This window comes from Spirosoma arcticum (genome assembly GCF_054779955.1).
Genome location: NZ_BAAGXG010000004.1, coordinates 350,655 through 374,928, shown reverse-complemented (window position 1 = coordinate 374,928; position 24,274 = coordinate 350,655). Strand labels below are relative to the sequence as shown.

Below are 24,274 nucleotides of genomic sequence, written 5' to 3'. Positions count from 1 at the left end.
AATAATTCACGAAAATCATGCGGATAGTAGCTACGTTATTCCTTGTTCTTAGTTTTCAATTGCACTGTACAGCGCAGGATAGTGTGCAGGTTGGCACGGCAGGACTGAAAGAACTGTACGGCGATGTAGTACCAGGTCGGTCGGTACAGTTTAATAGCGTACTCACATCAAGCCTGATTCTTCGGGATACCAAAGCGGAAGAATGGCCTGAACTTCGCAGCCGGATTTATAAACGAATTACGGGTGGCTGGGGTACTTCACCAGTGCCTTATCAACCTACTGTCAATAAATTTGAGGAAACCGGCCGCTACGTTAACCTTGGATTAACCCACATTCGGTATCGGTTTCATGTGCTGGACGACATCTGGATTGAAGCTGTCTGCGTGCTCCCCAAAGACTTCAAAGAGACGAATCAATATCAGGTTGTATTAGCCGTACATGGCACCAATGGAGCTATCGGGAAAGATGGTGCGCTGGGCAATCCCAAAAACAGGTCGTATGCCATTGAACTGGCCCAAAAAGGATTTGTAACCTTCGCTGCTGATTTGTACGGCTATGGTGCTTCGCTCAAAAACACAACCCAGGAACAAGTCTATAAATCGTTCTACGAGAAGTATCCCAAGTGGTCCATCCGGGGTATTCAGATGCTCTCCCTGATGCGGGGCGTCGATATGCTCGAGCAACTCAAATTTGTAAAAAAGGGCGCGTACGGCTCAATTGGTAATTCCTTGGGTGGGGGGTCGATTTTGTACCATACGGTTGTCGATAATCGGATTAAAACCGCGATTGTTTCGACGGGAGTAAGTCCGCTGTACACCAATATTTACCGCATCATGGGCCGGGGCAAAATTGACGAACCGCTGCGGGCCGAGAAGGTAGCCAAAGACGGGATACCTCCTTATGAGACCCACGAAGCGATCGCGCTGTGCGCGCCCCGGGCCGTGCTGTTTTTAGAACCCTTCAATGATCCGTATAACCCGGACAACATGGCCGTTTACAAAGCCGTTTACGATGCCAGCGCCGTGTATAAACTACTGGGAACGCCGAACCGGATTTCGATAGTGGTACACGGCGATGGCCACGACACGATAGACAACGTGCGGGATTATGCGTATAAGTGGCTGGACCGATTCTTGACGATTGGAAAATAGATTTTCAGTGATAGATTAGCTACCTGCTCTATTAACCAAACTCTTAACCTGAAATGATATGAATCTACTGGGCCAGGCCACTCAGCAAAATACGTATGATGCCATTGTTATCGGATCAGGTATCAGTGGAGGATGGGCTGCTAAAGAATTAACCCAAAAAGGATTACGGACTCTCGTGCTGGAACGCGGACGGCCTGTTGAACACGTCAAAGATTACCCCACCACCATGTCCAGCCCCTGGGAGATGACCCACCGGGGCCGCTATCCGCTTGAGGTGCTGGGGGCCAGTCCAACTCAAGCGAAAGTGGGCTATGCCTTCAACGAGTACTCAGGCCACTTTTTTGTGAAAGATACCGACCATCCCTACCAGCAGACCAAACCCTTCGACTGGATTCGCGGCTATCAGGTGGGCGGAAAGTCGCTGATGTGGGCGCGCTGGACGCAACGGTGGGCACCGTTCAATTTTGAGGATAACCTAAAAGACGGTCACGGTGTTGACTGGCCTATTCGTTACCCGGACCTGGCCCCCTGGTATAGTTACGTCGAGAAGTTCGCCGGAATCAGTGGCAATAAAGATGGACTCTCAACCCTGCCCGACGGGGAATTTCTGCCGCCGTTCGGGATGAACTGCCTGGAAAAAAGTGTGCGGGATGTCTGGAAAAAGCAATACTCAGATCGTCACCTGATTATCAGTCGGACCGCTAATTTGAGCAAGGCTCAACCTCATCACCTGGCGTTAGGCCGGGCTGACTGCCAGTCGCGCAACTGGTGCGGGCGGGGCTGCTTATACGGCGCCTATTTCAGCAGTAATTCGGCTACCCTGCCCGCAGCCGCTAAAACCGGTAAACTTACCCTCCGTCCATTCTCCATTGTTCATTCCATCATCTACGACGAGAAACGGGGCAAAGCAACCGGCGTTCGGGTAATCGATACCCACACAAAGGAAATGACGGACTATTACGCCCGGATCGTTTTCGTGAACGCAGCCACATTGAACTCCACGCTGATTTTGCTCAACTCGACCTCAACTCGATTTCCAAACGGGCTGGGCAACGATAGTGGAGCGCTGGGGCATTACCTGATGGATCACAACTACCGGGGGCGGGTGAGCGGAGTTTATGAAGGAGACGATCTGAACGAAAGTTATTATTATGGTCGCCGACCAACCGGTACGTATGTTCCTCGCTTCCGAAACGTACTGAATGACCGGCAAAACGAATTTGTACGCGGCTATGCCTATGCCTGTGGTGGCAGTCGGGTTGGCTGGGAACGGGGCAACGGTACGGACGGCTTTGGGGCGGACTTCAAGGACGCTTTAACTGGACCCGGAGACTGGTCGTTCAGCATGACGGCCATGGGCGAGATGCTGCCCCGTCACGAAAACCACGTTAAGCTGAACTACACCAATACAGATCAGTGGGGTATGCCTACTCTGGACATTGACTGCGGCTGGAGCGACAACGAAGACAAAATGACTACCGATGCTATCGAACAGGCTAAAGCGATGATGGAACAAGCCGGCATTCGGGTTACTGCCGCCTTCGACAATAAACAGGCGCCAGGGCTGGCTATTCACGAAATGGGAACCGCCCGCATGGGAGCAGACCCCAAAACGTCGATCCTAAACAAGTGGAACCAGCTACACGCGGTAAAGAACGTCTTCGTAACCGATGGTGCCAGTATGACTTCATCGGCCTGTCAGAACCCGTCGCTGACCTACATGGCTCTGACCGCCAGGGCTGCTGATTACAGTGTAAAAGCCTTAAAGCGAGGAGAGTTATAGTGCTTAGTCTCGCCTATTTATAATAAACGGAGGTAGAGCTCCGCCGAAAACGGTAGCACTGCCATGTCAACCAACATTCAAATAAGCTACTTGGTACACCGCTAAATCCAGCAGTTAAGATGATCTTAAATGCAATTAAACTTGTTTGTTTATCCCTTGTGCTTGCCGCGAGCAGTCAGGCGCAAAACTACGACGAAGCAAAGGTACCCAACTACACCCTGCCTGACCCGTTGCTTTCCCTGAATAAAAGCCGGATTAGTACTAAACAGCAGTGGGAATCGACACGTCGGCCCGAAGTACTGCGGCTTTTTGAAGATAACGTGTACGGAAAAATCCCGAAAACGTACTCCGCCATAAAATTCACGCTGACCAACGAAGACAAAACCGCAATGGGCGGTAAAGCCCACCTCAAACAAGTACAGATTTCAGTAACGCAGGGGGAGAAATTGCTCACGATCAACCTGATTTTGTTTATCCCGAATCAGGTAACAGGCCCCGCCCCCGCCTTTTTGCTGATTAACCACCGGGGCAAAGACAACACCGACCCGACACGAATCACGAAGAGCGATTTCTGGCCCGCCGAACTGCTCATCGACGAAGGATTTGCCATTGCCGCCTTCCACGTGAGCGACGTGGCAGCCGACGATAAAGCCACGTTTCAAAACGGGGTGCTGCAACTGTATCCTGAGCAGCTCGACATGAACAATGGCATGAGGGCGTTAGGGGCCTGGGGTTGGGGAGCCAGTCGGGTAATGGACTATCTGCAACAGGACGCCAGGATTGATAAGAATAAAGTGGCCGTCGTTGGGCATTCGCGGGGCGGCAAAGCTGCCCTATGGTGCGGTGCTCAGGATGGACGATTTGCGGTGGTTGTTTCAAGTTGTTCGGGTAATGGCGGGTCTTCATTGTCGCGTCGGCGGTATGGCGAAACCCTGAAACTGACCAATACGGCGTTTCCGCACTGGTTTGCGCCCCGGTTTCGCCAGTACAACGACCGCGAGGCCGCCCTGCCGATAGATCAGCATGAGCTGCTGGCCCTGGTGGCCCCCCGTGCGGTGTATGTGGGTACGGCAAGTGAAGACAAATGGGCCGATCCGCTGGGGTCGTTTCTGGCCCTGAAAAACGCCGAAAGTGTGTACGCTTTGTATGGCATCGGCCCGCTGCCTGCCACCATGCAGCCTGCGGTTAATGTGCCGGTTTTCAACACCGCGCTGGGGTATCACCTACGCGAAGGAGCGCATAATTTAACCCGCTACGACTGGCAGCAATACCTCACCTTTGCCCGGAACCATTTCAAAGAAAAAAAGTAATCCTGCTTCCACATTGATCTCCAAATCAGCAATCTGGGGAAACCACATTCGTATAAAATAGTCCAGCGAGTTTTAACATGATGGATATGCTGTGCTATAGGTATGGATGTAGAAATTTTACGGATAAACAAAAAATCATGTATCTAAACTTAGTTGATTTTTCAGCGAGTAAGAAAAAAGACGCGATGCTTAGACTCGTTGCTATTTTACTGATTGTTGGTGAATCATTTTCGGCGAAGGGACAGCCTTCAGGGATCAATGCTCAACATAAACAATCGTTTCAGATACCAAAAGACTACCTCACCGAACGAGAAACTATCCCGCCATTTTGGGTAAGCTCATCGGCAAAAGTGATTGATTTTATTAAGAATACTGTCCATAAAGGAAAGGTAGAAATAGTGGGTAAATCGGCGGGAGGAAAGCCAATTTATGCGGTTTTCTATGGAGCAGCCCGGCAGGGAAAAGGCACCTCTACGTTTTCAGGGGCACTTGGCTTTGGTAACGTTGCCGTTTATCGGGGGGCCGACCATGAAAAAAGAGTTTATATGGGTATATCGGGGGTGCATGGTGGCGAATTTGAAGGTATTGTCGGTACCATAAACCTGATCTCCATTATTGAAACAGGCAAAGATCTCCGGGGTCTTGACTGGCCGGAAATTTCAGCATCAGTCTCAAAATTAGATCGGCTGATTCTAATCCCAATCATGAACCCAGATGGTAGGAACCGCATTCCATTAGATATGGAGCTATTCAGAGGGCCAAATGGTGTCGTTCATGAGTACCTGAATACAGGTGGCAAGGCCGATGGTGGAATCACGGGATGGCCCATGATAAAAGAATATATCCCGTTGGATTTTGCTACCGTTGGCTTCCCCGGCGGTTATCCAAACGATGCAGGGGTAAATATTCAGCACGATGATTTTTTTGGCAAACGCCAACCCGAAACACAGGCTCTCTTCGATTTAACCGAGCGGGAAAAGCCAGACCTGCTCCTGAATATGCACACGGGGGCAACCTATGTCAATGCCATTCGTGCGTATTTAGAACCCGCTTTAGCCCCAACATTCGATACGCTTTATAGCTACATTCATACAGGATTGACCCTCAGTGGGCTTCAAAAAACAAAAGACCTCCAGATAGAAGCCAACCCACGCCGTGCCGGTGGTCCGGTCGGCTATAACCTTGATGGAGCGTTGAACTTACACAGTGGCGTATTGAGTGTGCTAATCGAGTCGCCCAGTCATGGGTTCTCAGGAAAAAATGATCGTGGCGAAGTGGTAACCCATACTCCTGAAATGCTGCTGAACGCACAACTAATTTGCCATCAGGCAGCCATGCAGTTCCTAGCCGATAAAGGCGGGCGTAGTCGCTGGACACCGGGACGCAATCAAAAATCAAAAAAAAGTGAATAGCTTATCCCTATACGATGACGCGTCGACACTACGCTGGTATTATCTTCCTGTTAGGGTTACTATCCGCCATCAGCCCGTTCTCCGTTGATATGTATTTGTCAGGATTTCCGGCCATTGCCCAAGACCTGCACACGCCAATTTCAACCGTCCAGCTATCCTTAACCGCCTACCTGATTGGCCTTTCGGGTGGTCAGCTTTTTTACGGGCCACTGCTGGATCGGTATGGCCGAAAGAGACCGCTCTATGTAGGCTTATGCGTGTATATGCTGGCATCAATTGCTGGCTGGCCTGGCATTAGTTGGTGGAACGTGGGGGATTGGTATAGCAAGAACAGCCTGATAATCGTCTTATTCTTGTTCTTTACCGGTCAGGGGTTGATCGGTCCCAATGCCTCTGCTCTTGCTCTGATGCCGTTTGTTCGCCATGCAGGCAGTGCGGTGGCCTTAATGGGTAGTTTTCGAATCGGTTTTGGTGCCTTCATTTCCGGTGCGGTCAGTGTTCTCCATAACAATACCGCAATGCCCATGGTGGCTGTGATGACGCTGTGCATCGTGAGTAGTTTGCTTATTCTGGGTTTTGGGCAACGAATGATTCAACAGCAAAGTCGGCAAATGGACGTAGAAAGGTTGTTAGGGGAGGGGTTACTGTAAGATCTTACTTGAGCAACGTATGCCTGCCCAGCCGATAACTACGCACCTAATCAAAAGCATACCCCGTCGGCCAGTGGCCTTCCGGCTATTGAACCTCAGAACGTACCTCGACAAACACAAGACGTTTACCAACCACCGACATGGCTTCTTTGAGTTGATCTTTATCGAAACCGGGTCGGGCATCCACACCGTCGATTTTGTGGATTATCCCATTCAGAACAGTACCCTGTTTCTGATCAGTCCGGGACAGGTACATACGCTTCAGCAGGGACAGATCGACAGCGGATTCATTCTAATTTTTGACCGGGACTACGTCATGCAGCAACCTCAGGATGCCGAACTCCTGATGAAGATTGTGGCCTGTTCGCTGCAACGTCCGCAACTGTTGATTAGCGAATCTGATAGAACCCTCTTCCGCTATGGGGAGGCCATCATGCGCGATGAATTAGCCCAAACGCAGCCCGACTATGAACTGGTCCGGTCGGCCCTGAAGATTATGCTCATTAAAGCACTACGGGTCAGTCAACGGCAACTAAGCCAAGGAACCTCCGAAACCGCCCGGCACAAAAAGTTATATTTTGATTTCCTCTGGTTCATCGAAGAAACGTACGACCAACGGCAGGAAGTGGCTTATTATGCCGATAAGCTGATGATTCCGCCCAAACAACTTACCGAACTAACCGGCCAGCTAACGGGCAAAACACCCCTGCAACTCATTCACGACCGGATATTGACCGAGGCCAAGCGCCTGCTGTTTTACAGCGAGTTAAACGTAAAGGAAATTGCCGTCCGGCTGGGTTTTTCCGACACATCCTACTTCAGCCGGTTTTTCACGCAGCGAATGGGCGTTTCGCCCAAAGTATTTCAGAAGCGCAATCCGAAACGTACCGCATAAGCCGCCTTTTGTCCATTTTTTGGTGATCCGGGTCGCCTGACCTTTGTCCCAGACTTAAACGCACCGGTTCGCCGGTGCCAACAAAACATGGAACAAACCACGATTGAACAAACCCGTTGGGCAATCGACAAAGCGCACACCAGCATCCGCTTTACTATCTCGCATTTTATGATAGCCAAGGTGGCGGGCCACTTTAGTGAGTTCACGGGTACGCTGACGGCACCCACCGAGGGTTTCGACGGGGCCAATATCGACCTGACCATTCAGGCCTCATCGATCAGCACCAATGATGAAGCACGCGACAAGCACCTGCGAACCCCTGATTTTTTCGATGTAGGAAACCACCCTGACATTCGGTTTTACAGCACGGCATTCCGGCTCACCGGGGTGGACCAGTTTGCCATTGACGGCTTGCTGACCGTCAATGGCATCGAAAAATCAATTATGCTCAATGCTACCTACGCCGGTCAGTTTGAGCATCCGGTTTACAAAAAAAACATCGCTGTTTTTGAAACCAGTGCCGACATCCGGCGGCTTGATTTCAACATCGGTACATCATATCCGGCAGCAGCTCTGGGAGAAGTGGTCAAACTGACCGGCACCCTTGAACTGGCCCGGCAGTAACCAATGGACAGGCATCCTTTGGCGAATCCGATCTCCACAGGGTTAAGCCACTAACGATCACCGGCCTTTACACGATGGCCCAATTATAGTGTGTGGCTACCATGTAAAGACCGGTGATCATCAACCTTGGCGGATATGCCAACAGATAAGATTTAACTGGTGATTTCGTCGGCACATTAAACTGAATTAAAAAGCCGCGTCCAGCTTCTGCTGGCACGGCTTTTCGTTAGACTGATTCTTTTGATACAGTTAGTTGGAAAGGGAATAAAACTCTCCTTCATTCCCCTTTCACCTCTTTGACAGTTCCGGCCGCAATCGGAGGGTTTCATGAACGATTTTAGCTGTAGTTGTTATAAACACAACCCATTCATTGATAGCAGAATAACGAGTTCATTAAATAGCTTTCGTTACTCTTTTACTGGACAAAAACGGTCAGTTGAGCATGAAGGGGGGCTGTACGGCTATAAACATAAAGAAAACGCGATACAACCTATACCAGAAGCCTGATGTGGGTTTATCGAGCTATTTCTTGCCTAAAAAAAGCTGTTCAGTACTGTTCTTCAATAATCATTACGTTCATCGTAAATCGTCTCCGTGACGGGTTGGCCAACTAACATAAATGCGGGTTAATGTACCGCATCGACAATCGCCACAGGATTAATTAATTGATGAACAGGGCGCAAGAACAGCAGCCACGCCCCGATCCCCAGCAGCCAGACTGACCAGCCGGTGTTGGCCAAAAAATTGATCGTGCCGTACAACTCCGCTGATGGCCCGCCGAAGTGTTCCCCGGTGCTCACCAGCAGGCCCGCACCAATCGGCAGGCCCAGCGCGGCAAACCACTGTTTCACCACACGGCTCCGAAGCAGCAACAGGGCCAGCAGGATGGTCCAGCAACCCATCGCCAGAAAACCCAGATGTTCGCCGATGGTCATACCAACGTAGCGGTTGAGCGTTTCGTAGAGCAGCCCAATCGCTGGCTGTTGGGTTGGTCGCTGGCCGTATTGTTCAGCCAGAAACGGGACAATAAACACCCAGCGGCTGAACCCAAGTGCCTGAAAAATGGCCGTTGCCAGGCCCGTTCCAGTCAGTGCCCGTCGTAAAGCCGACGATGAGCCGGGTTTAAGTACCGCACTGAAGGCGTACGATAAGGGCAAAAACAGCAGGCCCGATACCATGAAGATGTAGTAAGCCGGGACAATCACCGATTCGTTGGCGGCAAACAGGGGTAGGGTAACCGACGCAGGTTCGCGCAGAATGCCTGGGAAGCGAAAGTACATCGAAAGTACGCTGACGGGGGCGACAACGCTGGTAATTTCGGCCATGAGCAGGCCAATCAACCACAGTTTGGCGGGGGGGCGGCCGTACGTTACGGCCTGCGTGGATACATCAATGGCGGTTTGCATGGACGTACGGTCAGAAGCCAAGACCAATGTTCAGACTCACGTGGCTATTGCGGAACGGCTGGTCTTCGCCGATGCCCGTCACGTCGCCCCGTCGGTTGGCTATTTCGTAGTCGAAGTCGATGTTGAGAGCCGACCGTTTTTTGAACACTGGAATCGAGTAGCCCAGACCTGCCAGCAGCGTCGTACCGACGGCAAACTGATGCTCGTAGGTGCGTGAGTTGTTAAACTTAGTTTTCTCGGTCATCTGCCCGATGCCGAAACTGCTTTTCAGGCACAGTCCCTGGTTGAACGTTCTGGAAAGCAGGTAGTACTTGGCCCCTACGCCCACGTGGTAATAGTTGAACAGGTAGGTCTCGTTGTTATCACCATTGTTGGGTGTAGCAAAAAAACCTTTGATGCCCGTGCCGACGCCGAGGCCCTTCCAGCGGTTGGGGGCCAGGTAAAACCAAGTCGTCAGGGTGTTGCCCTGATTGCGGCCGTAGCCCCGGCCATCATTGATCGTTTCTTTTTGAGCCAGGGTGCCCGAAAAAAACGTGTTGCCGTAGCCGATGCTGATATTGGCATAGATGGGCAGTTTAGCCGGTGTTGGCTCGGTATCCTGCGCCTGAACGGCAACCGTGGTCAGTAAGGCCGTCAGGCCAGAGACTAAAAAAATAGGGGTCGTTTTCATCCGTGTCGGGTAGTTTGTTTGTGTCTGAACTACCCGACAAAGGTGCAGCCACGTCCCGGTCCCAGGCCTTGACCTGGGTTAAGTACGACAGGAACGATCTTGACCTGAGTTAAGAAAGAAGCGTTTTACCGATTATCAGCGAGTCGTTTCCGAATCCGGGAGAGGCTTTCGGGTTTGATGCCGAGGTAGGAAGCGATGTGGTGCAGGGGAATCCGCTCGATTACTTTTGGGCGGTCGCTGATTAAGTTGAGGTACCGCTCCTCGGGCGAATCGAAGAGCAGCGACGCGGTCCGGCGCTGGGAGCCAATGACCACATTTTCGGCCAGGACGCGTCCGAACCGCTCGAATTTAGGCAGGTCCGTATACAGTTTTTGTAAGTCACGGTGTTGCATGACCAACAACTCAGCATTTTCCAATGCGTCAAAATACTGGATCGATGGCTGACCCGTCAGGAAACTTTGGTACTCGCCAATCCAGGATCCCTCGAAGAAGAACTGACCGTTGAACTCAGTGCCATCCTTGAGGTAATAGTAGCGCAGGCAACCCTGGTTGATAAAGGCGATTTGGGTACACACCTCCCCGGCCCGCAGATAATGTTCGTGTTTGGTCAGTTTGCGGGGCGTCAGCAGGGTCACGAAGTGGATGAACTCTTCGGGGGTAAGGGGCAGTAAACGGTCTAAACTGGCTTTGAGTCGGTCGAACATGGTGTAATCACGTCAGCGGTTAAAGATAGTCATTTAGTGGGGTCGTCTCGACCGGCGGTGTCGATAATACCGCCAGCTTACACCCGGTATAAGTAAACCACGCAACAGCTCCCTCAACAGACGATCAGTAATTTACCAACCCGACCGTCTACCCTTTCTTAACCCAAGTCAAGATCCTTCCCGTCGTACTTAACCCAGGTCAAGGCCTGGGACCGGGACGCGGCTGCACCTTTGTAGCGTTATTCGTGACCAGTTCACCAGCTAAACAAACACGACAATGATACAACCAATTCACCGTCCGCTGCTGGCTACCCTCCTGATTGGTAGCCTGTTTTCGGTGCCCGCAACGGCCCAGAGCTTACTCGACGTCTCGGTGGGAACCTCCCGTCAGGACAACGTATACACCAACATCGCCCTGCGTCGGCAGTTCTCTGGCCGCTTTCGGGCGGGGGTAGAACTGCAAGTGGCGGCTCCCCGGTATCGATTTGTCGGCGGCAAGCTAATTACGGAAGGATACGCCTACACCATCGCCGTACCCCTCCTCTGGAAGATGTACGAACGGGACCGCGTTCGGCTGGACGTATATGGCCGGGCAGGCATTCGGCAGCAGGGGGTACTGGACCCCGATGGCAACGACCGTCGCGACGTTCGCCTGAACTCAACAGCGCTGGTCCTTGATCCAGGCCTACTGGTCAGCATCCGGGCCACTGACAAGCTACAGCTACAAAGTGGTGTAACGCTGCCCGTATTCGTTGAGATAGCCCCCAGTACGTTGCTGGAAAACAACGTAACCACGGTGCTGGCCGGTCTGAGCTACCAGGTATCCGATAGGAAGGTATTTTTTACAAAAGCACTTATGGGACCGGCCGCCGGGAGCGACGGCGATGCGCAAAAGTTCGTCTGGTCGGTCCAGGCCGGTTTCCGCTTCTCGCTCGGCAAGTCCCGCTCAACGGCTTCGCTCATCATGGAGCCTTCTTATTGATTCTCCGTTTTTATTTAACCGCTCAAAACGAAATAAGACCATGAAAAAGATACTGAGCCTAGTTTTCTGCCTACTGGTAACCAGCCTCTACGGGCAGGATCAGGAGACAAAACCAACCAAAGTGGGTTGGTTCGTTACCCCGGAGGTCGGCACCATGTTCCTCCCTACCCACATCGGTAAGACAGTTGGCACGTCGCTGGGCGTGAAAGTCTGGAAAAATAGGCTGAAAATAGGGGCTTTCGTCTACGGACGGAGTGGCCCCATCAACGGCAAGACGTTTTCAACTGCCCTGCCGGAAGGGGTTACCTATCGGGGTCAATCCCGGTTGAATCTTCGCGCCGATCACGCAATGTTCGGCCTGCTGGTAGCCCCAACATTCCGACTGAAGACAATTGAGCTGGATGTTCCAATTATGGTTGGTGGCGTAGGGGCCGGTTTTTACTTAGCGGGTGATGATCGAAAAACACCTGACGGAGCGCGGGTCAGCGAGTGGGAAAACAAACTTTTCAATGGAAAAGACGCTGGGTTTGTTAACGCAGTCGAAATTGGCCTTCGGGCCTACATACCCACTAAAATCCGGGGAGTGCAACTGGGGGCCGGTCTTCACTACACCATGACGCAGCGTTTAGAGACCTACTACGACCCCGCCGGAGACTTTTACAATAACCGGTTGCGGGCCAGTCTATCCGTAAATTTCAGTTCCCGGTAACCTGTCTTGGACTGGAATACTTGAGCAATTTTTCACAAGATTCTAAAGTAGAACACCCCCATTTTTGCCCTGTCTAACGTCCGAATCAATTCTGGTGGTGAAAACGGGGAAGCTTCTTATCTCTTTTGTAGCGGTTTTCACCGCAGTAGCACCTTATCTGGCCGATTGGAATCAGACCCACATTTATAATCCCAACTGGCCGCCCCATGCCAAGTTTCATAATGCGCAAACTATGATTTTCGGGGCTTATCTGGGCTTGCTTTCCTTGTGGGCATTGTGGGGTAGAAACCAAATCTCAGAAGCTGAAAAGCTCAACCAGGGTACGTTATTGGCTGCCTTGTACTGGCTGGCTCAAATGCCCGCCATTCTTTTTCCCGGAACTGCTTTCAATGATCCCAACGGCTTACCGATGCCGACACTCTTCGGTATGCAAACTAACCAGGTGTTGCTGGGTATCTTCGTCATTTTGCCGATCATTGGATGGGGCTATTACCTGGAACGAAAACGAATTCACCAACACCGCATTGTTTAACTGTTAACAACTCAATCCGATGGCCGAATCAACGCCAACCATGGAGACCGGTGCGATAGAGCATCCAAATGTGCAACTAATTCGCGCTTATCAGGCGGCCATGGCGCGGGGGGACTACGAGACAGGAGCTACCGTTTTCGACCCCGACGTCACCTACACCGTACCGGGGAATAATGTGCTGTCGGGCGTGTACAGAGGACCGACGGAAGTCATGGGCTACTTAGGTAAACTCATGGAGCTGACGAAGGGCACCTACAGCATCAGCGAAATGCACTGGTTAGTCAATGAAAAGCAACAGGTGGTACTGTTCATCAAAAACCACGCTGATCTTAATGACCACTCTTTTGCATGGGAAGAAACGATCCTGTTCGAGTTTAAAAACGGCAAAAAGTTTAATATCGAGCATTTCCAGTCCGATCAGATGGGCGTGGACGCGTTTCTGGGAATGTAAAAAAGGGCCATCGCCATACGCCAGTCATTGGTTTTCAACCGGTAAACTAACGCATAAATGGAAACACAGTATTTGGTGGCAACATCGGGCGATCCGACGTTTGAGCAGCTACCTGCCGTTAAGGTCATGCAGGCGTTTATTGACGCTGTTCAGCGGGGCGACACGGCCAAAGCAAAGGGCTTGCTCACGGACGATGTTGTCATGACGATCCATGGAAAAAGCCTGCTCTCGGGCGAACACCGGGGAGCCGACGGGGTGATAAACCTACTCAGCCGACTGAATGAACTGAGTGGTGGAACGCACAACATAGTGGGCACCATGGCATGGATGGTCCACGAAAACCACATTCACACCGTAGTGGCGGAGACGCCCACCCGGAATGGTAAAACGCTGCATTACAATCGGGCGCTGGTTTTTGAGGTGCAAGACGGCAAAATTGCCATGGGCCAGTCCTTTGAGGATGACCAGTATGCGTTCGATGCGTTCTGGTCCTGAGAACGGTGGTAAGCCAGTGCCGAGTCGATAGTTATCAGAACTGCCCCGACATCTGGGAGGTGAAGCGTTTGAAGCACTTGCTAAAATGAGCCTGGTCGAAACCTCAACAATTTGCTTTCCTTCTTTAAGCAACTTTTTAGCTTTACAGATTTTCAACTAGGTTTGGTAGTCATGAATGGTCATTCCCGTTTCTTTACCAAACGACCGTAGGAGATGAAATTTGCTTAGACAGGCTACATCGGCGAGGAGATCCAATGGGGTAGGCTGGGAAAAGTTGTCATCCAAATACGCTTTGACCGTTGTGGTGGCTTTTCGTTCGTTACCCACTGGTCTAATGAGTAGCTTTGAACTGCTCTGGTTGACCAAAACGGCGGCCATCCAAGTCAAAAAGCGGGTCTCTTGTTCAAGCTCGGAGAAATGCTGTTGAAGCGCTGAAAAGAACAAGGCCGTATGCTTCACCAGTTGATTATTAAGAAAATTATTTCTTACCAACAGTTCGTTAAAATCAACCTTAAACGGTTTGCCATCCGTCATCTCTTCAACGGCTTGACCAATCCGTTGGGGGTCGATAAAGGCGAAACAAAACCGGAGCGTTTGCTCACCTACTAGTGCTACTTAAAAGTTAAACGGTCGGGTACAGTTTGTGTAGTTTGATATGGGCATCTTTGGCGGTAAACTGCCAGTTCGCCTTGGCTTGTTTCGTATTTCGTTTCGATTGCCAGGCATTAATCTCAGCAACCAGCACTTCTTTAGTAGCAATGTGCCGATTCAGGCAATCACGTTGCAAAATAGAAAGTTCAATCTCAGCCATGTCCAGCCACGAACCATGCTTAGGTGTGTACACAAATTCCAATCGATCCAAATAGGCTTTGGCTTGTTCGGCCCCAAAGACCTGATAGAAGGCGCTTGGTTTGTGGGCACTCAAATTGTCACCAACTACCGTCATCTTTACGCACTTAGCATAAGCATCATCCAATAAATTGGCAAGTACGCCTACCCAGGTAATGGCCTTGTGATCGTCTTTAACGTCCACAAAACGCTGCCCCGCCAACGGCTCAAAGGCCATGTAAATCTCGCCAACCCCATGTCGGGTATATTCAGAATCTTCCATCCGAGTGCCATCGGATGCCCGATATTGGGTGATCTCGATGAGTTGTTTAGGCGATTCGTCCAAACAAACTACCGGAAACTGCTCAGTGTAAGGTCGTTCATAAACCGCCAATACCTGCTCCATATGACCGCATCGGCGGACCGACACAAAATCAGCATTTTGTTTGGGCGAAATTACCCAACCCTTCACCCGCCACGGCTCAACGGGGCCGCCCGGCGGTTCGTTTTTTTTAAAACGGTTGCCACACTTGTGTGGGAGAGTTTTTCAACCACCTGCAATTCGACTAAGCGATCTGCGATAGTCTGCAATTTCCAGCGGCTTTCACCCGTTGGTGGCTGGCTACAGGCAATGGCAATCAAGTGGGCTTCGACTTCCCCGGTGAGTTTTTTATCCGAGCGTTGTTGTCGTGGCTTGGGACTGAAAACGGCCATGCCCCGTTCACAAAAGTCTTTCCGAATCCTCTCAACACTGCGTGTAGATAGGTGGTAGGCGGCAGCAATATCGGTTTCACTTTGCCGCCCGATGATCTCATCGCTGGCCAATAAGACGTGAGCTTTCTGGACGATTTTGAGAGTTGCTTTGCCTTTCTGAACTTTAGTCATCAGTTGGGTTCGCTCGTCAGGTAGCAGCTTAATTCGATACTTTATCATGGTCAGAGGGCGTTTTCTCAAAAAGCGCTCTGACCTGCCATACTACCTTTTAAGTAGCACTAGTTACGCCGGAACTGGGCAGGGACGTCCTGTTTTTCACACACGAATCAACGTGTGCACTGGCTAATGTCGAGCCGTCTATTATCGAGAACAACGAAATCAGCAAAATTCATAGAAATGGAACGTTCAAAAAAAACAATACTAGTGACCGGCGCGACCGGTCACTAGGGTGGAGCCATAGCCCATCACCTTCTGCAACAAAACAAGTTCACGGTTCGCGCCCTGGTGCGGGCAGGAGAAGAGGGCAAGCCCAACGCGCAGGCACTCAGACAGGCGGGTGCCGAACTGATAGTCGGCGATCTGAATGACCCGCGTTCTCTCAGTCAGGTGTTGCAGGGATGCTACGGCGTTTTTTCGATGCAGGGCATTCAGGACGGCTTGGATGTTGAGATTCGGCAGGGCAAGGCGGTTATCGACCTGGCCAAGGCGGCTGGTATTCGGCATTTCGTGTACAGTTCGGTGGGCAGTGCCGAACGATAAACCGGCATTCCTCACTTCGACAGTAAGTTTCAGGTGGAGCAGTACGTCCGGGACAGCGGCCTCCCCTACACCATCATACGGCCGGTCTTCTTTTTTTTCAATTACGATGCCATGCGGCCCATGATCGAAGGCGGCACGCTTTCCCTTCCACTCAGTCCCGGCACGACGTTGCAGCAGCTTTCCGAAGACGATTACGGGCGGATGGTCGCCGAGGTGTTCGAGCGTCCCGGCGATTTTCTGAACCGGGAGCGGGAATTGGCCAGTGTCGAAATGACCCTGACGGAAACGGCGGCCAGCTTCAGCCGTGTGCTGGGCCGGACCGTCGATTACCAACAAACCTCGTTCGAGACTTTCGAGCAGCAAACCGGGGCGGAGAACCCCATCATGTTTCGCTGGTTCGAGAAGATTGGTTACCAAGCTGATCTGTCGGTGCTGGCCCGCGACTTCCAGCAACTGACCAGCTTGGAGGGGTATCTGCGCGACCACGGCTGGGCAACCGCGCCACCCAAAGCATGACGACCAGCATAAGTCGGCATTGTTCGATTGCTGGCTCAGTAACCAACGGTGTCCGTCAGGGCGTTGGTTACTGAGCCAGCGGTTTTGACGTAACTGTATCGCCCTGAACTAAGTTGACAGATTTGAAACCAGATCAGATCGCTCAGGTTATTGCGTAAACCCTGAACGGCTTCTTCTCGTTAATCGGAACAGGTACGTTGATTAGACGGGTGCCCGTTATAACTCAGGATATGCAACAGGAATGGAGCGAAATACGGGCTTTTCTCGACAACCTGATCGAATTGACCGACGAGATCTGGCAAGCTGTCGTCAGCATCGGGCATCCAACGCACTATGCCAAAAAGCAGCCAATTCTCCAGCCCGGACAGATCTGCGACCAGATGATCTTTATCCACCGGGGCACCATTCGCAGCTATCGCCTGCAGGAGGGCGTCGATACGACGTATTTTCTGTACTTCCCCCGCGAATTTCCTTTTGCCACCGAGTTCACCAGTTTCCGGACCAACCAGCCCACCGAGTTCTACTTGGAATGTGTTGACGACTGTCAGGTTACGGTCTTCTACCGCCGGGACATTGACGCCCTTTACGAGCGACATCATGCCATGGAAAAGCTGGGGCGGCTGATGGCTGAACAAGCGTACCTGATGCTGGATCGGCGCATGAGTCACTTTCAGTTCCACGATCTGCAAACCCGCTACTTATCCCTGTTAGCCGAAGAGCCAGGTTTACTCCAGCGGGTACCCCAGCATCTGATTGCGACGTACTTAGGCGTTACCCCGGAGAGCTTGAGCCGGATCAAGCAAGCCGTGGCCCGGCGGAAAAAATAAGCCCCCTGCGCTTCTTATCCTACATCAATGCACCCCGTTTGGGGCGCTGGTACCTTTGTGCCTGTCAACTAAATAAACTAAACGGATAGGCACTTATGAAAGCAGCCCAACAACGAAGCCTGATGCGGTGGATTCACCTGATCGGCGCAGCCGCCATTGGCCTCTATGTGTATGCCCCCTGGCGGGACGCCTTCTGGTTCACCCTACTGATGCAGGCCATTATCCTGCCCAGCCTGACGCTGACGGGCCTTTGGATGTGGCTGGGCCATACGCTCCGCAAAAAAGCCCCCGGCCGTCTGGCTACCCCGTCTCGCCACGCTAACTAAGGCCTCTTTCAGTTTCCATTCATCTAAACGAACAAAGACCATGTACAACGCAATCATCCGACACAACATCAAAAAGGCCTTTCAATTGGTGAACGATCACCAGTACGATGAAGTAGCCAAAAACCTGTCACCAGCCATCCGGCACCATTTTTCGGGCGACCACGCCTTAGGCGGTACCCGGCATGATCGAACGGCGGTCATGTCCTGGTTTGAACGGGTGGGCCGGTTACTGCCCGATCTAAAACTGACCATTACCCGGGTGATCGTGAAAGGCTGGCCCAACAACACGCTGGTCATTGCGCAGTGGACGGCGGCCGCTTCCTTACCGGATGGGGGAGAGTATCGTAATCAGGGCGTTCATTTCGTCACCCTCAAGTGGGGCAAGATTACCGATATGACGGTGTATGAGGACTCTCAGGCGGTCACGGATGCTTTAGAAAAGCAGTACCGCGCAGGCCTCCAGGAAGCCAAAGCGGACCCCATTGTCAGTTAACCATCCCCTCACGGCGTTACGATGTACGCTCCTATCCGCTTCCAAGTAGATGGATATCATCCGTATCAATTTCTTTCAAACGGGCAACGAAGCTTATTCAGCTCGCCAACCAACGAATAAAATAACTTAATCAAAACACGGTTAACCATGGAAAATGTAAGCAGTAATCAACGAAACTACTTCAACACCAATCAAACCAAGCCGGTTGCATTCCGATTGGCACAACTCCGCAAGCTTCGGGACATCCTGAAGGACAATGAAACCGCTGTTGAGGAGGCACTCTTTGCGGATTTTGGTAAGTCAGCCTTTGAAACAATTCTGGCGGAGCAGTACCCGGTTTATGAGGAATTGCGCAACGCCATCGAACAACTCAGCGGCTGGGCAGCCGTTAAACCAAAGTCTACCCATCAGCTAAGTTTGCCAGGGAAAAGTTATACGATGCCCGAGCCATTGGGGGTAAGCTTGATTATTGGACCCTGGAATTACCCATTTCAGTTAACCATCGCCCCCGTCATTGCTGCGCTGGCCGCTGGCTGTACGGTCGTGCTAAAACCCAGTGAGTTAACCCCCCATACCAGCCGGTTGTTAGCCCAGCTAATCAATTCCAACTTCAATCCCGATTATTTTACGGTGGTTGAAGGGGGTATCCCCGAAACAACTGAACTGCTCACCCAGCAGTTTGACATCATCTTCTTTACCGGCAGTGTTCCCGTTGGAAAAATAGTATACCAGGCGGCCGCTCAGCACCTGACGCCGGTGGTGCTGGAACTGGGCGGTAAAAGCCCCGTTATCGTTACCGCCGACAGTAATCTGGCGATCACCGTCAAACGCATGGTTTGGGCCAAACTTCTCAATTCAGGTCAAACCTGCATTGCGCCTGACTACGTCTATGTGCATAAAAGCATCGAACACGAATTTTTAGAACTCGTCGCCCGAGAAATTAAAGCAGCGGATTACCAGGCCGCCAACGGCAACCTGGTCAGCATAGTCAATCAACGGAATACCGCTCGTATTGCTAACCTGATCAATCCGGAAAAAATCTATTCAGGCGGTTCGTATGACATTCAGGAGCGCTTCATTGAACCGACCGTTCTGTCCGGTATTACCTGGGAGGATAAGGTGATGCAGGAGGAAATATTTGGCCCTCTCTTGCCGGTTATGACGTATGACCGGATTGACGAGGTGATTGCCGCCATCAAGCAGCGCGCTAAGCCGCTGGCACTTTATCTTTTTACGAACGATGAGGCTATCAAGCAGCAGGTACTGAGTGAATTAAGCTTTGGTGGTGGCTGCGTGAATGATGCAGTGGTGCATTCGCTGAACAACGATTTTGCCTTTGGTGGCGTGGGGGAAAGTGGTATCGGTGCTTACCACGGTGAAGCTGGGTTTCGCGCCTTTAGCCATTATAAAAACATTGTCGACAGGGAGTTTACGCCGGATCAGGATCTAAAATATTCGCCCTATACCGCCGAGAAATTAGCGATGCTGAAATCGTTTGTTTGAATGGTCTTTCTAAAAAATGCGAATCGGCCAACTAAGCCTTATTAACGAATCACAACTTAATTAGCTACCTCTATGAATACCAACGTCAAACGCGTCGTAACGCTACTTTTACCGGACTTGCCGTTGGCCTTGTGCTACTCAGCGGCATTACAAAACTAACGCACCTGCCCAGACAATCGAAACGCTTCAGGAAATGGGCGTCGTTCAGTACGTCACCTTGCTGAGCTTCATTCTGCTCTCCTGCTATTTCGCGGGTGCCTTAGCTACCGAACTTTCTCACCACGCACCCTTAGTTGCGTTGCTGCCATTGGTGCTGATATGGATCTCTGCTTTCCTGCGCGACAGCCGCGTCTTCCTACCCAGTATGAATAAACCGTAGCGTTTGACCATGACCGATAAGTTTGTTCAAAAAGCAGCCGCAGCGCTCGCCAATCCAACCCGGTTAGCTGTTCTGCTGGCGTTGAAAAAGCAGTCTGTCTTAACGGCCTTGCAGGTGATGGAACTGGTTGGCCTTTCACAATCGGCCGTTTCGCACCATATTAAGCAATTGGCGGATAGTGGATTGGTGAATCACCTCAAAGAGGGCCGGAACGTTCGGTTGCACTTAGATAAAGACGGAATCAGGCAACTGATGGCCTTTCTGACGACGCTGGTCTAAACGTTAACTCCACTCCAATATCATGGCTAATCAATTCTTTTTAGACGTAAAAGACATCGTTCCCGAAACGCCCGATGCCGTCACGATTCAGTTCTGGCACCCTCCTAATCAGAAACTCGCTTACCAGCCCGGACAGTTTCTGACCTTTCTGCTCAACGTCAATAATCAGACAGTGCGCCGGCCATATGCCCTATCCAGTTCACCCGATGTTGATGGATTGCCAGCCGTCCCCGTTAAGCGGCTACCGGGCGGGCTGGTTTCCACGTATCTATGGGGTCACCTCAAGCCGGGCGACAGGCTGGAAACACTCGGACCGATGGGCACCTTCTTCCCCAGGCTTGATCCCACCAACAACCGAACCGTCGTCCTGATCGGCGCGGGCAGCGGCATCGGCCCCCTGTTTTCCATCGCTAAATCGATGCTGGCCCGCGAGCCTACCAGCCGGGTCTGGTTGATCTACGGCAACCGCAGCCAGGAATCAATTATTTTCAAGACCCACTTAGACAATTTGGAACAGTCGTACGGCAGCGGTCGCTTCCGCACGACCCATTTGCTGAGTCAATCGGTGGCCAACACTGCCGAACTGGTAGGCTATCTGGACGAACGGGCGCTTATCCACCTGCTGGTTGAATTGCCCGCCCCCGAACGGGCCAGGGCTATCTTTTACATCTGTGCGCTCGAAGCGGTAACGCATCAAGCCCGTAGTGTGTTATCCTTATTCTGGATTCCTACTAATCAGGTGTTCACCGAAAGTTATCGCCCACAGCCGAGTCGTTTGTAGCGGTATGGTGGGTAGTCTGGCAAAGAGCGCTGAGAATCAAGTCATTCCTACCGTATAAAATTTGAATAACTGTCGACCTTTATCAGTAAGCCAAACTTTTTAATGGTTTACCTGATTACTTCGCCGACTACACTGACGTTACTAAGCACCAAGTTGCCCTTAATGGATCAGTAGCTGGCTGATGCTTATTCGATTTTGTATACACCCCGTTGCGCCTTACCCGTTAAGGTCTCTTATTTTATCGAAACTCAGGCTGAACATAGCCTGTTCTTACGCCATTACTCAATGACTCTTCTGTTCGATGCAAAAAATAGAAACCCTTGACCTGTTTTATCAGGACAAACTCAATCAGTAGGTGCAGGATTTAAGTCAGGAAGGATAAATTTCAACCTCTTTCCCTTCGACGATTGTGGCATTTTCCCGATTGAGTACCGACGACGAGACTATAACAAGGTAACGTTCGTAACCGGGGACTTCCTGATTCACTATGGCGACAAGACACTCAGCGTAAGCGGACCAACCTTGGCATTCTATAATCCCGGTATTCCCTACACCATCGAGTTTTTGGGTGGCACAACGGGCGGCTATTACTTTATCTTCAAAGAAGCCTATTTCGATGAGTTTTACCGCAGTGGTGTCAAAAGTTTACCCCTGTTGGCGCATGGCCATAAACCCGTTTATAGTCTTGACCTAAGGCAGGAGGTGGTAATTGGCAACTTGTTCGGACGAATGTAGGACGAATTGGCATCCGACTACGCCTACAAACATGACCTGATCCGCAGCTACCTCGTCGAACTCGTACATGTTGCCGCCAAATTTCAATCGGTTCAGACAACCTATCCGCACATGGATGCCAACGTCCGAATTACGTCGGTATTTCGGGAGTTACTGGACCGGCAGTTTCCCATTGAGTCCGCTAACCAGCGGTTCGCGCTACGGTCGGCTCGTGATTATGCCGACCGGCTGGGTGTGCACGTCAATCACTTGAACCGCGCCCTGCGGGCAACCACCGGCAAAACCACCACCGAACACATCTTTGACCGGCCGGTCAGCGAAGCCCAAGTTTTGTTGAAACATAGCCCGTTTTGCCAGCTACACGACGACCGAGACGAAAACGCTGGCAAAATCCACCGTTCCCGCCGGACAGATTCAGTTGGAGCCGAAGTCAGTCGTGACCCTAATTGGCACCTACGAATAACCCCCAACTGGCTTTTTCTGTGAGAAACTCATATTGCCGCACCGAGTCGGGCCGCAGGCACGAAGGCCAAACGTAGCGCTCAAGCCAGTAAAACGCTGGCTGGTATGCCCAGCTCTCTATGAAAAAGTTTAGCCATCTCCAGCGTCAGCGGTTTACGTCGGTTTAGCAAGGCAGACACGTAGCTTTTGCTGCCCAGCTTTCCTACAAAGTCTTTGTTCCTAATTCCTTTCTCTTCCATTTTTAACCGAATGGCTTCAATTGGATCGGGCGCGGGTATGACGTAGTGTTCGTCTTCATACGTCTTTACGAGCAGTAAAGCGACTTGCAACGTTTCACCCTCTGCGCTGTCTGGTCGTAGCTTCTGGTTAAACTGTTCATCCACCCAGGCCATCACATCGTCGTATTCTGCTTCTGTTTTGATGGGTTTTAGTTTCATGGCCTTTGATAATGCACTGTTGTTACGTCGATCCTGTCTCCGATTTCCTACGCCACGTTGCCAATCCGCATCTTCATGGGGTCCCAACTGACTATTTTCTTTTGAAAAAAGCTCATGTTTCCGCACTGGGTCGGGCCGCAGGCGCGAAGGCCAAACGTAGCATCTTCGATGTTCGGTTTTTTATCGCGCACGGAGTTGAAGAAGTTGACGAAGTGCTCATAGCGGTCGCCTTTGTAGTCTTTCGGAACCGTGTACTTGAATTCTTTTGGTCCTTCCATTTCGGGACGCGAGGGGTACATTTTGTTGTATTCCGCGATGAACAGCTCCTTTTGATCTTTGGGGAAGTTGTCGATTGACATCCCCGGTGCTTTGGGAAACTTATTCTTGCGAACCGTGAACGTATCGAAACCAAGCGACAAATCGCCTTCCGTACCCACTAACCGAACCAAGTACGTGCCGCCCCCACCGTCGACGAAGTTGGACCGGGTCGTCAAGTTGAACTCGGGGTGCTCGGCCGTCTTGGGGTAGTCGTAGATGCTCAACTGAATGTCGGGCACGTCGCGACCGTCTTTCCAGTAGCGCGTACCCCCGCTCGAATACACCCGGTTCGGGCCTTTCGAGCCAGTGATGGTGTGCAGCGTGGTGAGCAGGTGGACGTACAGATCGCCCGCAATGCCGGTGCCGTAGTCCTGGTAATTGCGCCACCGGAAAAAGCGGAGGGGGTCCCACGGGCGTTTGGGAGCACCGCCCAGATACGTGTCCCAGTCAACGGTTTGGGGCGATGCATCGGGCGGAATCGAATACTGCCAGGCTCCCTGTGCGCTGTGGCGGTCGTACTGCGCTTCGGCAAACACCAGTTCGCCGATGTCGCCCGCCTTCAGCAGTTCCTTGGCTTTGGCCACGATAATCGACGAGGCAAACTGGCTACCTACCTGGAATACCTTGCCCGTGTCGTTGGCAACTTTAATGAGCGTATGCCCATCCTCCACCTTCTGTACCATTGGCTTCTCGCAGTAGACGTGCTTGCCTTTCCGCATGGCATCAGACGAGATTTTTTCGTGCCAGTGGTCGGTTGTGGCGTTGATGACAACGTCGATGTCAGTGCGTTCCAGCAGTTCGCGATAGTCCTTGGTCACCGTGAGCGCATCGCCCCACAGTTCTTTGGCCCGGCGCAGGCGTCCGTCGTACAAATCACAGGCCGCCACCATCTCGGTGCCCTCAATCATTAATGCCGTTTGCGTATCGCCAATGCCCATGCCACCCGTGCCGATGAGTGCCATGCGGACCTTGCCGTTTGCCGACGTGCTGGCATGACTTTTTATCAGATTGAGGTACTGCGGACTACTTACGCCCGCTGCGTTGGCTTCCACAAGCGCGGTTGGTGCCGCAGCAGCCGCTGCACCGAGGGTTTTCAGAAACGTTCTTCTGGAATTGGCCGGTTGTTGATTGTTGTCGTTCATT

General features: G+C 51.6%; 31 protein-coding genes. 24 read left to right on the top strand and 7 right to left on the bottom strand.

Annotated features, from left to right (window positions below; translation table 11 throughout):
* Positions 1-17: 17 nt before the first annotated feature.
* From ACYVHB_RS11375 to ACYVHB_RS11345, 7 genes are all read left to right on the top strand, one after another.
* The gene (locus ACYVHB_RS11375) at positions 18-1,151 is read left to right on the top strand and encodes an alpha/beta hydrolase family protein (RefSeq protein ID WP_461051846.1); all 1,134 of its coding nucleotides are present in this window, start codon (positions 18-20) and stop codon (positions 1,149-1,151) included.
* 58 nt (positions 1,152-1,209) lie between these two features.
* Entirely contained in the window at positions 1,210-2,934 is a 1,725-nt protein-coding gene (locus ACYVHB_RS11370; RefSeq protein ID WP_461051845.1) for a GMC oxidoreductase, read from the top strand.
* 119 nt (positions 2,935-3,053) lie between these two features.
* On the top strand, positions 3,054-4,244 hold the full coding sequence (locus ACYVHB_RS11365) for an alpha/beta hydrolase family protein (RefSeq protein ID WP_461051844.1): 1,191 nt from the start codon (positions 3,054-3,056) through the stop codon (positions 4,242-4,244).
* A 137-nt stretch (positions 4,245-4,381) separates the two neighbouring features.
* Complete coding sequence (locus ACYVHB_RS11360) at positions 4,382-5,656, top strand: hypothetical protein (RefSeq protein ID WP_461051843.1); 1,275 nt, start codon at positions 4,382-4,384, stop codon at positions 5,654-5,656.
* Positions 5,657-5,670: 14 nt separating this feature from the next.
* Entirely contained in the window at positions 5,671-6,306 is a 636-nt protein-coding gene (locus tag ACYVHB_RS11355; protein ID WP_461051842.1) for an MFS transporter, read from the top strand.
* Positions 6,307-6,325: 19 nt separating this feature from the next.
* A complete protein-coding gene (locus ACYVHB_RS11350; RefSeq protein WP_461051841.1) occupies positions 6,326-7,201 on the top strand; it encodes a helix-turn-helix domain-containing protein in 876 nt (291 codons plus the stop codon).
* A gap of 87 nt (positions 7,202-7,288) precedes the next feature.
* The gene (locus ACYVHB_RS11345) at positions 7,289-7,825 is read left to right on the top strand and encodes a YceI family protein (RefSeq protein WP_461051840.1); all 537 of its coding nucleotides are present in this window, start codon (positions 7,289-7,291) and stop codon (positions 7,823-7,825) included.
* Between the two features lie 626 nt (positions 7,826-8,451).
* Here the strand turns inward: ACYVHB_RS11345 and ACYVHB_RS11340 are convergent.
* The 3 genes from ACYVHB_RS11340 to ACYVHB_RS11330 form a co-directional block, all read right to left on the bottom strand.
* Entirely contained in the window at positions 8,452-9,231 is a 780-nt protein-coding gene (locus ACYVHB_RS11340) for a DUF4386 domain-containing protein (RefSeq protein WP_461051839.1), read from the bottom strand.
* A gap of 10 nt (positions 9,232-9,241) precedes the next feature.
* Complete coding sequence (locus tag ACYVHB_RS11335) at positions 9,242-9,901, bottom strand: hypothetical protein (RefSeq protein WP_461051838.1); 660 nt, start codon at positions 9,899-9,901, stop codon at positions 9,242-9,244.
* A gap of 125 nt (positions 9,902-10,026) precedes the next feature.
* On the bottom strand, positions 10,027-10,605 hold the full coding sequence (locus ACYVHB_RS11330; RefSeq protein WP_461051837.1) for a Crp/Fnr family transcriptional regulator: 579 nt from the start codon (positions 10,603-10,605) through the stop codon (positions 10,027-10,029).
* Positions 10,606-10,882: 277 nt separating this feature from the next.
* Between ACYVHB_RS11330 and ACYVHB_RS11325 the strand changes: the two genes are divergently transcribed.
* The 6 genes from ACYVHB_RS11325 to ACYVHB_RS11300 all read left to right on the top strand — a co-directional run bounded on the left by ACYVHB_RS11325 (position 10,883) and on the right by ACYVHB_RS11300 (position 14,383).
* On the top strand, positions 10,883-11,587 hold the full coding sequence (locus ACYVHB_RS11325) for a hypothetical protein (RefSeq protein ID WP_461051836.1): 705 nt from the start codon (positions 10,883-10,885) through the stop codon (positions 11,585-11,587).
* Positions 11,588-11,627: 40 nt separating this feature from the next.
* A complete protein-coding gene (locus ACYVHB_RS11320; RefSeq protein ID WP_461051835.1) occupies positions 11,628-12,296 on the top strand; it encodes a hypothetical protein in 669 nt (222 codons plus the stop codon).
* A 97-nt stretch (positions 12,297-12,393) separates the two neighbouring features.
* Complete coding sequence (locus ACYVHB_RS11315; protein ID WP_461051834.1) at positions 12,394-12,828, top strand: DUF6640 family protein; 435 nt, start codon at positions 12,394-12,396, stop codon at positions 12,826-12,828.
* A 19-nt stretch (positions 12,829-12,847) separates the two neighbouring features.
* Positions 12,848-13,279 carry a nuclear transport factor 2 family protein gene (locus ACYVHB_RS11310; RefSeq protein ID WP_461051833.1) on the top strand — a complete coding sequence of 144 codons (432 nt, stop codon included), beginning with the start codon at positions 12,848-12,850 and terminating at the stop codon, positions 13,277-13,279.
* A gap of 57 nt (positions 13,280-13,336) precedes the next feature.
* A complete protein-coding gene (locus tag ACYVHB_RS11305) occupies positions 13,337-13,774 on the top strand; it encodes a nuclear transport factor 2 family protein (RefSeq protein ID WP_461051832.1) in 438 nt (145 codons plus the stop codon).
* 450 nt (positions 13,775-14,224) lie between these two features.
* Entirely contained in the window at positions 14,225-14,383 is a 159-nt protein-coding gene (locus ACYVHB_RS11300; RefSeq protein WP_461051831.1) for a hypothetical protein, read from the top strand.
* A gap of 13 nt (positions 14,384-14,396) precedes the next feature.
* On the opposite strand, the gene ACYVHB_RS11295 is transcribed toward ACYVHB_RS11300, so the two are convergent.
* Together ACYVHB_RS11295 and ACYVHB_RS11290 are read right to left on the bottom strand one after the other, a co-directional pair.
* Positions 14,397-15,032, bottom strand: coding sequence for an IS630 family transposase (locus ACYVHB_RS11295; RefSeq protein ID WP_461051830.1), 636 nt, complete (start codon positions 15,030-15,032; stop codon positions 14,397-14,399).
* A 38-nt stretch (positions 15,033-15,070) separates the two neighbouring features.
* Positions 15,071-15,535, bottom strand: a complete 465-nt coding sequence (locus ACYVHB_RS11290) for a helix-turn-helix domain-containing protein (protein WP_461051829.1) — start codon at positions 15,533-15,535, stop codon at positions 15,071-15,073.
* Positions 15,536-15,772: 237 nt separating this feature from the next.
* Between ACYVHB_RS11290 and ACYVHB_RS11285 the strand changes: the two genes are divergently transcribed.
* The 11 genes from ACYVHB_RS11285 to ACYVHB_RS11235 all read left to right on the top strand — a co-directional run bounded on the left by ACYVHB_RS11285 (position 15,773) and on the right by ACYVHB_RS11235 (position 22,400).
* Positions 15,773-16,075 (top strand): NmrA family NAD(P)-binding protein, encoded by a 303-nt coding sequence (locus ACYVHB_RS11285; protein ID WP_461051996.1) that lies wholly within the window; start codon positions 15,773-15,775, stop codon positions 16,073-16,075.
* A 6-nt stretch (positions 16,076-16,081) separates the two neighbouring features.
* On the top strand, positions 16,082-16,591 hold the full coding sequence (locus ACYVHB_RS11280; protein ID WP_461051995.1) for an NmrA family NAD(P)-binding protein: 510 nt from the start codon (positions 16,082-16,084) through the stop codon (positions 16,589-16,591).
* 230 nt (positions 16,592-16,821) lie between these two features.
* Entirely contained in the window at positions 16,822-17,418 is a 597-nt protein-coding gene (locus ACYVHB_RS11275) for a Crp/Fnr family transcriptional regulator (RefSeq protein ID WP_461051828.1), read from the top strand.
* A gap of 95 nt (positions 17,419-17,513) precedes the next feature.
* A complete protein-coding gene (locus tag ACYVHB_RS11270) occupies positions 17,514-17,744 on the top strand; it encodes a hypothetical protein (protein ID WP_461051827.1) in 231 nt (76 codons plus the stop codon).
* Positions 17,745-17,784: 40 nt separating this feature from the next.
* Complete coding sequence (locus ACYVHB_RS11265; protein WP_461051826.1) at positions 17,785-18,237, top strand: nuclear transport factor 2 family protein; 453 nt, start codon at positions 17,785-17,787, stop codon at positions 18,235-18,237.
* Between the two features lie 147 nt (positions 18,238-18,384).
* Positions 18,385-19,740 carry an aldehyde dehydrogenase gene (locus ACYVHB_RS11260; protein ID WP_461051825.1) on the top strand — a complete coding sequence of 452 codons (1,356 nt, stop codon included), beginning with the start codon at positions 18,385-18,387 and terminating at the stop codon, positions 19,738-19,740.
* A gap of 193 nt (positions 19,741-19,933) precedes the next feature.
* A complete protein-coding gene (locus tag ACYVHB_RS11255) occupies positions 19,934-20,119 on the top strand; it encodes a hypothetical protein (RefSeq protein ID WP_461051824.1) in 186 nt (61 codons plus the stop codon).
* A gap of 9 nt (positions 20,120-20,128) precedes the next feature.
* Positions 20,129-20,398 (top strand): ArsR/SmtB family transcription factor, encoded by a 270-nt coding sequence (locus ACYVHB_RS11250; protein WP_461051823.1) that lies wholly within the window; start codon positions 20,129-20,131, stop codon positions 20,396-20,398.
* 22 nt (positions 20,399-20,420) lie between these two features.
* Positions 20,421-21,179, top strand: coding sequence for an FAD-binding oxidoreductase (locus ACYVHB_RS11245; protein ID WP_461051822.1), 759 nt, complete (start codon positions 20,421-20,423; stop codon positions 21,177-21,179).
* Between the two features lie 522 nt (positions 21,180-21,701).
* Positions 21,702-21,914: a hypothetical protein gene (locus tag ACYVHB_RS11240; protein ID WP_461051821.1), complete on the top strand. Its 213-nt coding sequence runs from the start codon at positions 21,702-21,704 to the stop codon at positions 21,912-21,914.
* 6 nt (positions 21,915-21,920) lie between these two features.
* The gene (locus ACYVHB_RS11235; protein WP_461051820.1) at positions 21,921-22,400 is read left to right on the top strand and encodes a helix-turn-helix domain-containing protein; all 480 of its coding nucleotides are present in this window, start codon (positions 21,921-21,923) and stop codon (positions 22,398-22,400) included.
* A 56-nt stretch (positions 22,401-22,456) separates the two neighbouring features.
* Here the strand turns inward: ACYVHB_RS11235 and ACYVHB_RS11230 are convergent, their stop codons facing one another.
* Together ACYVHB_RS11230 and ACYVHB_RS11225 are read right to left on the bottom strand one after the other, a co-directional pair.
* A complete protein-coding gene (locus tag ACYVHB_RS11230) occupies positions 22,457-22,813 on the bottom strand; it encodes a helix-turn-helix domain-containing protein (protein WP_461051819.1) in 357 nt (118 codons plus the stop codon).
* A gap of 47 nt (positions 22,814-22,860) precedes the next feature.
* Positions 22,861-24,273 carry a Gfo/Idh/MocA family protein gene (locus ACYVHB_RS11225; protein WP_461051818.1) on the bottom strand — a complete coding sequence of 471 codons (1,413 nt, stop codon included), beginning with the start codon at positions 24,271-24,273 and terminating at the stop codon, positions 22,861-22,863.
* Position 24,274 lies beyond the last annotated feature (1 nt).

Bases quoted from the DNA above. Each gene is read 5' to 3' on its own strand.
- ACYVHB_RS11255 (WP_461051824.1), top strand. From the start codon at position 19,934: ATGGGCGTCGTTCAGTACGTCACCTTGCTGAGCTTCATTCTGCTCTCC.
- ACYVHB_RS11325 (WP_461051836.1), top strand. From the start codon at position 10,883: ATGATACAACCAATTCACCGTCCGCTGCTGGCTACCCTCCTGATTGGT.
- ACYVHB_RS11365 (WP_461051844.1), top strand. From the start codon at position 3,054: ATGATCTTAAATGCAATTAAACTTGTTTGTTTATCCCTTGTGCTTGCC.
- ACYVHB_RS11345 (WP_461051840.1), top strand. From the start codon at position 7,289: ATGGAACAAACCACGATTGAACAAACCCGTTGGGCAATCGACAAAGCG.
- ACYVHB_RS11265 (WP_461051826.1), top strand. From the start codon at position 17,785: ATGTACAACGCAATCATCCGACACAACATCAAAAAGGCCTTTCAATTG.
- ACYVHB_RS11230 (WP_461051819.1), bottom strand. From the start codon at position 22,813: ATGAAACTAAAACCCATCAAAACAGAAGCAGAATACGACGATGTGATG.
- ACYVHB_RS11330 (WP_461051837.1), bottom strand. From the start codon at position 10,605: ATGTTCGACCGACTCAAAGCCAGTTTAGACCGTTTACTGCCCCTTACC.
- ACYVHB_RS11270 (WP_461051827.1), top strand. From the start codon at position 17,514: ATGAAAGCAGCCCAACAACGAAGCCTGATGCGGTGGATTCACCTGATC.
- ACYVHB_RS11355 (WP_461051842.1), top strand. From the start codon at position 5,671: ATGACGCGTCGACACTACGCTGGTATTATCTTCCTGTTAGGGTTACTA.
- ACYVHB_RS11290 (WP_461051829.1), bottom strand. From the start codon at position 15,535: ATGATAAAGTATCGAATTAAGCTGCTACCTGACGAGCGAACCCAACTG.
- ACYVHB_RS11275 (WP_461051828.1), top strand. From the start codon at position 16,822: ATGCAACAGGAATGGAGCGAAATACGGGCTTTTCTCGACAACCTGATC.
- ACYVHB_RS11260 (WP_461051825.1), top strand. From the start codon at position 18,385: ATGGAAAATGTAAGCAGTAATCAACGAAACTACTTCAACACCAATCAA.
- ACYVHB_RS11335 (WP_461051838.1), bottom strand. From the start codon at position 9,901: ATGAAAACGACCCCTATTTTTTTAGTCTCTGGCCTGACGGCCTTACTG.
- ACYVHB_RS11340 (WP_461051839.1), bottom strand. From the start codon at position 9,231: ATGCAAACCGCCATTGATGTATCCACGCAGGCCGTAACGTACGGCCGC.
- ACYVHB_RS11320 (WP_461051835.1), top strand. From the start codon at position 11,628: ATGAAAAAGATACTGAGCCTAGTTTTCTGCCTACTGGTAACCAGCCTC.
- ACYVHB_RS11225 (WP_461051818.1), bottom strand. From the start codon at position 24,273: ATGAACGACAACAATCAACAACCGGCCAATTCCAGAAGAACGTTTCTG.
- ACYVHB_RS11310 (WP_461051833.1), top strand. From the start codon at position 12,848: ATGGCCGAATCAACGCCAACCATGGAGACCGGTGCGATAGAGCATCCA.
- ACYVHB_RS11350 (WP_461051841.1), top strand. From the start codon at position 6,326: ATGCCTGCCCAGCCGATAACTACGCACCTAATCAAAAGCATACCCCGT.
- ACYVHB_RS11370 (WP_461051845.1), top strand. From the start codon at position 1,210: ATGAATCTACTGGGCCAGGCCACTCAGCAAAATACGTATGATGCCATT.
- ACYVHB_RS11300 (WP_461051831.1), top strand. From the start codon at position 14,225: ATGCTTCACCAGTTGATTATTAAGAAAATTATTTCTTACCAACAGTTC.
- ACYVHB_RS11250 (WP_461051823.1), top strand. From the start codon at position 20,129: ATGACCGATAAGTTTGTTCAAAAAGCAGCCGCAGCGCTCGCCAATCCA.
- ACYVHB_RS11375 (WP_461051846.1), top strand. From the start codon at position 18: ATGCGGATAGTAGCTACGTTATTCCTTGTTCTTAGTTTTCAATTGCAC.
- ACYVHB_RS11305 (WP_461051832.1), top strand. From the start codon at position 13,337: ATGGAAACACAGTATTTGGTGGCAACATCGGGCGATCCGACGTTTGAG.
- ACYVHB_RS11245 (WP_461051822.1), top strand. From the start codon at position 20,421: ATGGCTAATCAATTCTTTTTAGACGTAAAAGACATCGTTCCCGAAACG.
- ACYVHB_RS11360 (WP_461051843.1), top strand. From the start codon at position 4,382: ATGTATCTAAACTTAGTTGATTTTTCAGCGAGTAAGAAAAAAGACGCG.